Annotated in this window: 5 protein-coding genes and 1 pseudogene; 5 read left to right on the top strand and 1 reads right to left on the bottom strand. The window is 72.8% G+C overall.

The genetic code is table 11. From position 1 onward, the window contains the following. Nucleotides 1–464: pseudogene (locus C1I97_RS30965) on the bottom strand (hypothetical protein); the annotation flags it as partial. 384 nt (nucleotides 465–848) lie between these two features. Between C1I97_RS30965 and C1I97_RS30960 the strand changes: the two are divergent. From C1I97_RS30960 to C1I97_RS30940, 5 genes are all read left to right on the top strand, one after another. Next, a complete protein-coding gene (locus tag C1I97_RS30960) occupies nucleotides 849–1,742 on the top strand; it encodes a DMT family transporter (RefSeq protein ID WP_111006390.1) in 894 nt (297 codons plus the stop codon). 41 nt (nucleotides 1,743–1,783) lie between these two features. After that, nucleotides 1,784–2,299, top strand: coding sequence for an NUDIX hydrolase (locus C1I97_RS30955; protein ID WP_111006389.1), 516 nt, complete (start codon nucleotides 1,784–1,786; stop codon nucleotides 2,297–2,299). A gap of 128 nt (nucleotides 2,300–2,427) precedes the next feature. Then, nucleotides 2,428–2,724, top strand: a complete 297-nt coding sequence (locus C1I97_RS30950) for a hypothetical protein (protein WP_111006388.1) — start codon at nucleotides 2,428–2,430, stop codon at nucleotides 2,722–2,724. A gap of 157 nt (nucleotides 2,725–2,881) precedes the next feature. Continuing rightward, nucleotides 2,882–3,904, top strand: coding sequence for a phosphotransferase family protein (locus C1I97_RS30945; RefSeq protein ID WP_111006387.1), 1,023 nt, complete (start codon nucleotides 2,882–2,884; stop codon nucleotides 3,902–3,904). 6 nt (nucleotides 3,905–3,910) lie between these two features. After that, nucleotides 3,911–5,134, top strand: a complete 1,224-nt coding sequence (locus tag C1I97_RS30940; protein WP_111006386.1) for an acyl-CoA dehydrogenase family protein — start codon at nucleotides 3,911–3,913, stop codon at nucleotides 5,132–5,134. Nucleotides 5,135–5,185: the final 51 nt, after the last annotated feature.

Genomic DNA, 5,185 nt, shown 5'->3' with positions numbered 1-5,185 from the left:
GGGTGGCGGTGGCGGACCTTGTCGAAGAGGCGGGCCACGTCCTCCTCGCCGCCGAGGCCGCGCTCGAGCAGGAGCAGGCCGAGCCACGGCGTGGGGTCGGCGGGCGCGAGGGCGGCCGCCGCACGGCAGGCCTCGCGGGCCGGGCCGGGCTTGTCCCTGCCGCGCAGGGCGCCCTGTACCAGGGCCATGCCGAGCAGTAAGGAGGCGTCGGCGGACTCGGGCTCGGCGAGCAGCCACTCGCGGGCCCAGGCGGCGGCGTGGGACTCCTCGGCGAGGACGGTGACGCGGTGCCCGCGACGGTCCCAGTCGTCCCCGGTGCGGGCGAGCAGCGAGCGCACCGCCTGCCACCGGCCCTGGGCCAGCGCGGCGCGGGCGGCGACGAGTTCCGTGTCGTCGAGAGCGGCGTCGAAGGTCTGGGCCGCTCGCTTGCGGCCGCGGCCGAGGGGAGGCGGGGGTGGGGGCACCGCGGAACTTCCTCACGCGCTCTTCGTCTGTGGCCCCGTCCGCCCCGGGGGCGCACTGCCCCGTTCGGCGCACTGGCCGCGGCCTGCTCGTCGGTCATCGGCTTGCCATCGAGTGATCACGGACAGCAAACCCCCAGCCAAGGCATCGCGTCAAGGGCCGCCCAGGCATTACACGCGTCAACTTCCCTTGGCAATAAGTGACTTGGGACGCCCTCGGCCGGCTCTCCGGTGCAGGCAAGCGGACCACGGGTCACTCGTGCGGCGTCGCATCGTGCCCGGGCCGGCCGCCCGGACCCGGGTGCTCCCACCGGCAGACAGTGTCCTGGAGCGCTAAAGTCGGCCACTACGCAGCCCGTGGCCCGGTGGATGATCGAGGTACACAGCGTGTCGGTTCTGGTTCTGAGTCTCGCCGTGAGCGCCGCCTGCTGCCTGGGCTTCGGATTCGTACTGCAGCAGAACGCGGCCCAGCAGGCACCGCTCAGCGACTTCCTCTCCCCCCGGCTGCTGCTGGACCTGGTGAAGGTGCCCCGTTGGCTCGGCGGACTGGGGCTGATGGTCACCGGCATGATCCTGGGCGCCTTCGCCCTGGGCCGGGGCGAGATCTCGCTCGTGGAGCCGCTGCTGGCGACGAACCTGCTGTTCGCCCTCGCCCTGTCCCGCAGACAGACCAGGCAGCCGCTGGGCGGCCAGGGCTGGACGGGCCTCGTCCTGCTGGCGGGCGGCGTGACCGCGTTCATCGTGGCGGGCCGGCCGCACGGCGGCAGCGTGGTGACCGATCCGCTGCGGCACTGGCTGATCATCGGGGTGATGGTGGGCGCGGCCCTGGCGCTGACCGCCTACGCCAAGCGCTCGCGGCTGAGCTGGGGGCCGGTGCTGCTGGCGGTGGCCGCGGGGCTGCTGTACGGCGTGCAGGACGCGCTGACCCGGGTGAGCGGGCAGCGGCTCTCCGCCGGCGGCTGGGCGGAACTGTTCACCGGCTGGCAGCCGTACGGGCTGCTGGTGATCGGCGCCACCGGGCTGATCCTGGTGCAGAGCGCCTTCGAGACGGCGCCGCTGCGCATGTCGCTGCCCGCGCTGACCGCGGCCGAGCCGCTGGCCGGGATCGCCTGCGGGGTGGGCTTCCTCGGCGACCGGCTGCGCACCGACACCGGCGCCCTGGCCTGGGAGGCGTCCGGCCTCGCGGCCATCGTGACGGGCATCGTCCTGCTGGGCCTGCACCCCGCGATGCCCCCCGGCAGGACGGCCCCGGCGTCCCGGCGGGACCTCCAGCCCCGCTGAACGGTCGCGCCGGCCGTGGGAGCGGCTGATTGGATGGGCGTATGAACGCTGCGGAGGAGATCCTCGACATCGTCGACGACCGCGATCACGTCATCGGGCAGTCACCGCGCGGGGAGGCGTACGCCAGGGGGCTGCGTCACCGCTGTGCCTTCGTGCAGGTGCGGGACGCCGAGGGGCGGCTCTTCGTGCACCGGCGCACGCCCACCAAGCTGGTCTTCCCCTCGCTGTACGACCTGTTCGTCGGCGGGGTCGTCGGGGCCGGCGAGTCCTACGACGACGCGGCTCTGCGCGAGGCCGAGGAGGAACTGGGGGTGACGGGGCTGCCCCGCCCCGAGTACCTGTTCAAGTTCCTGTACGACGACGGCGCCGGCCGCACCTGGTGGTCGGCGGTCTACCAGGTCCGCTGCGACCTGCCCGTGCGGCCGCAGGCCGAGGAGGTCGCCTGGCACGGCTTCCTGCCCGAGGACGAGGTGGAGCGCCGCCTGCGGGAGTGGGAGTGGGTGCCGGACGGGCTGGCCGCCCACGAGCGGCTGAAGGCGTACCGGTCCGCGGGGTGAGCGAGCCCGGCCCGCCGGGGTACTCGCACGCCACGCAAACCCGAATATCCCTTTATGTACCACTTATGTGCCGTTTGCGTGGCACGCTTGTCCGTCGTCAGCCGCCCATCCCCCCAGGGGTGACCACCATGACCGTCCTCCACCAGGAACACGCTTCCCACACCCACACCCACGGCCCGGACTGCGGGCACACGCAGGTGCCGCACGGCGACCACGTCGACTACGCGCACGACGGGCACCTGCACCGCGAGCACGCCGGCCACTGGGACGAGTGCGAGCCCGGCGGCCACACCGCGCACGAGGGCCACGAGCACCAGCACGGGGAGAACTGCGGGCACGCGCGCGTGCAGCACGGCGGCCACGTCGACTACCTGCACGACGGGCACCGGCACGCCGCGCACGAGGGCCACTGGGACGACCACTGAGACACCCCGGAGACCGCCGACGGCGGCTCCCCCGGCGCACCGCGCGGGGAGCCGCCGTACTGCCGTGGCGACGATCACGTCCGGTTCGCGCACTGGACGGCATACCGACCGGTCGGCATCATGGTCGGGTCCCCTTCACCCGCCCGTAGGAGCGACGATGAGCCCCGACCACCCGCCCGGACTCGATCTCGACCGGCTGCACGGCCTGCTCGACCGAGAGCGGCCCGGCCTGGCGCAGGGCCCCCTGACCGGCCGGCTGATCGAGGGCGGACGGTCGAACCTGACGTACGCGGTCTCGGACGGCACCTCGAAGTGGGTCGTACGGCGCCCTCCGCTCGGCCACGTCCTGGCCACCGCGCACGACATGAAGCGCGAGCACCGGGTGATCAGCGCCCTGCACCCGACCGACGTGCCGGTGCCGCGCCCGGTGCTGCTGTGCGAGGACGAGGAGGTGCTCGGCGCGCCGTTCTACGTCATGGAGTTCGTCGAAGGCACCCCGTACCGCACCGCCGGCCAGCTCGCCCCGCTGGGCGAGGAGCGCACCCGGAACGCCGTGCTGTCACTGGTGGACACCCTCGTCGCACTGCACGCGGTGGACCCCGCCGAGGCGGGCCTCGCCGACTTCGGCCGGCCCGAGGGCTTCCTGGACCGGCAGCTGCGGCGCTGGGGCAAGCAGCTGGACGCCTCCCGCAACCGCGAGCTCGCCGGCATCGACGAGCTGCACGCGGCGCTCGGGCGCGCGCTGCCCCGCTCCCCCGCGCCGGCCGTGGTGCACGGCGACTACCGGCTCGACAACGTCCTGATCGGGGCGGACGACCGGATCGAGGCGGTCCTCGACTGGGAGATGTCCACGCTCGGCGACCCGCTGACCGACCTGGGTCTGCTGGTGATGTACAGCACGCCGCTGGACCTGCCCGACTCACCCGTGTCCACGACGGCCGCGGCGGCCGGGCACCCCTCCGCCGCCGAGCTGGTCGAGCGGTACGCCGCTCGGTCGGGGCGCGACGTCTCGGCCGTCTCCTGGTACACGGCGTTCGCCTGGTTCAAGCTGGCTGTGATCCTGGAGGGCATCCACTACCGGTACACGCTCGGCCGGACGGTCGGGCGCGGCTTCGACCGCATCGGCGACCTCGTCCCCGTCTTCATCGACCACGGACTGACCACTCTGCAGGAAGGCTGAGAGGGAATGGACTTCGCGTTCGACGCGCGCACCGAGGAACTGCGCGCCAGGCTCCTGGCCTTCATGGACGAGTACGTCTACCCGGCCGAGGCGGTGGCTCAGGAGCAGCGGGCCGCGCTGGCCTCCCCCTGGGACACCCCGGCCGTGGTGGAGGAGCTGAAGGCCGAGGCACGCCGGCAGGGCCTGTGGAACCTCTTCCTGCCGGACGCCGAGCACGGCGCCGGACTGACCAACCTCCAGTACGCCCCGCTCGCCGAAATCACCGGCCGATCCCCGCAGTTGGCGCCCACCGCCACCAACTGCGCGGCTCCCGACACGGGCAACATGGAGGTGCTCGCGCAGTTCGGCGACGAGCGGCAGAAGAAGCAGTGGCTCGAGCCGCTGCTCGCCGGTGAGATCCGTTCGGCGTTCGCGATGACCGAGCCGGAGGTGGCCTCCTCGGACGCCACCAACATCACCACGCGCATCGAGCGGGCCTCCGACGGCACGGACGAGTACGTCATCACCGGCCGCAAGTGGTACATCTCGGGTGCGATGAACCCGGACTGCAAGATCTTCATCGTGATGGGCAAGACCGACCCGGGCGGGCCGGACATCCGCCGTCAGCAGTCCATGGTGCTCGTGCCGCGCGACACGCCCGGTGTCACGGTCGAGCGGGCGATGCGGGTGTTCGGGTACGAGGACCACTACCACGGTGGTCACGCCGAGGTGGTGTTCGACCACGCGCGCGTGCCGGTGTCCCACCTCATCGGCGAGGAGGGCGGCGGCTTCGCCATCGCCCAGGCGCGCCTCGGCCCGGGCCGTATCCACCACTGCATGCGGCTGATCGGCATGGCCGAGCGGGCGATCGAGCTGATGTGCCGGCGGGCGGTGTCCCGGACGGCGTTCGGCAGGGCGCTGGGTCAGCAGGGCGTGGTGCAGAACTGGATCGCGGACGCACGGGTGACCGTCGAGCAGCTGCGGCTGCTGGTGCTGAAGACGGCGTGGCTGATGGACACCGTGGGCAACCGGGGCGCCCACACCGAGATCCAGGCCATCAAGATCGCCACGCCGCGGGCGGTGGTGGACATCATCGACCGGGCGGTCCAGCTGTACGGCGCGGGGGGTGTCAGCCAGGACTTCCCGCTGGCGGAGCTGTACGCGGGGGCGCGCACGCTGATGATCGCGGACGGTCCGGACGAGGTGCATCAGCGGTCGCTGGCGCGGCGGGAGCTGAAGAAGTACCTGTGACGCAAAGGGGCGGCCGGGGAGGTTTTCCGCCCCCGCCGCCCCTACCCGTCC

It is taken from the genome of Streptomyces sp. NTH33, from assembly GCF_003236365.1.
Taxonomy (GTDB): Bacteria; Actinomycetota; Actinomycetes; order Streptomycetales; family Streptomycetaceae; genus Streptomyces.
This window is presented reverse-complemented; position numbering and strand designations above follow the sequence as displayed.

Bases quoted from the DNA above. Each gene is read 5' to 3' on its own strand.
- C1I97_RS30955 (WP_111006389.1), top strand. From the start codon at position 1,784: ATGAACGCTGCGGAGGAGATCCTCGACATCGTCGACGACCGCGATCAC.
- C1I97_RS30950 (WP_111006388.1), top strand. From the start codon at position 2,428: ATGACCGTCCTCCACCAGGAACACGCTTCCCACACCCACACCCACGGC.
- C1I97_RS30945 (WP_111006387.1), top strand. From the start codon at position 2,882: ATGAGCCCCGACCACCCGCCCGGACTCGATCTCGACCGGCTGCACGGC.
- C1I97_RS30940 (WP_111006386.1), top strand. From the start codon at position 3,911: ATGGACTTCGCGTTCGACGCGCGCACCGAGGAACTGCGCGCCAGGCTC.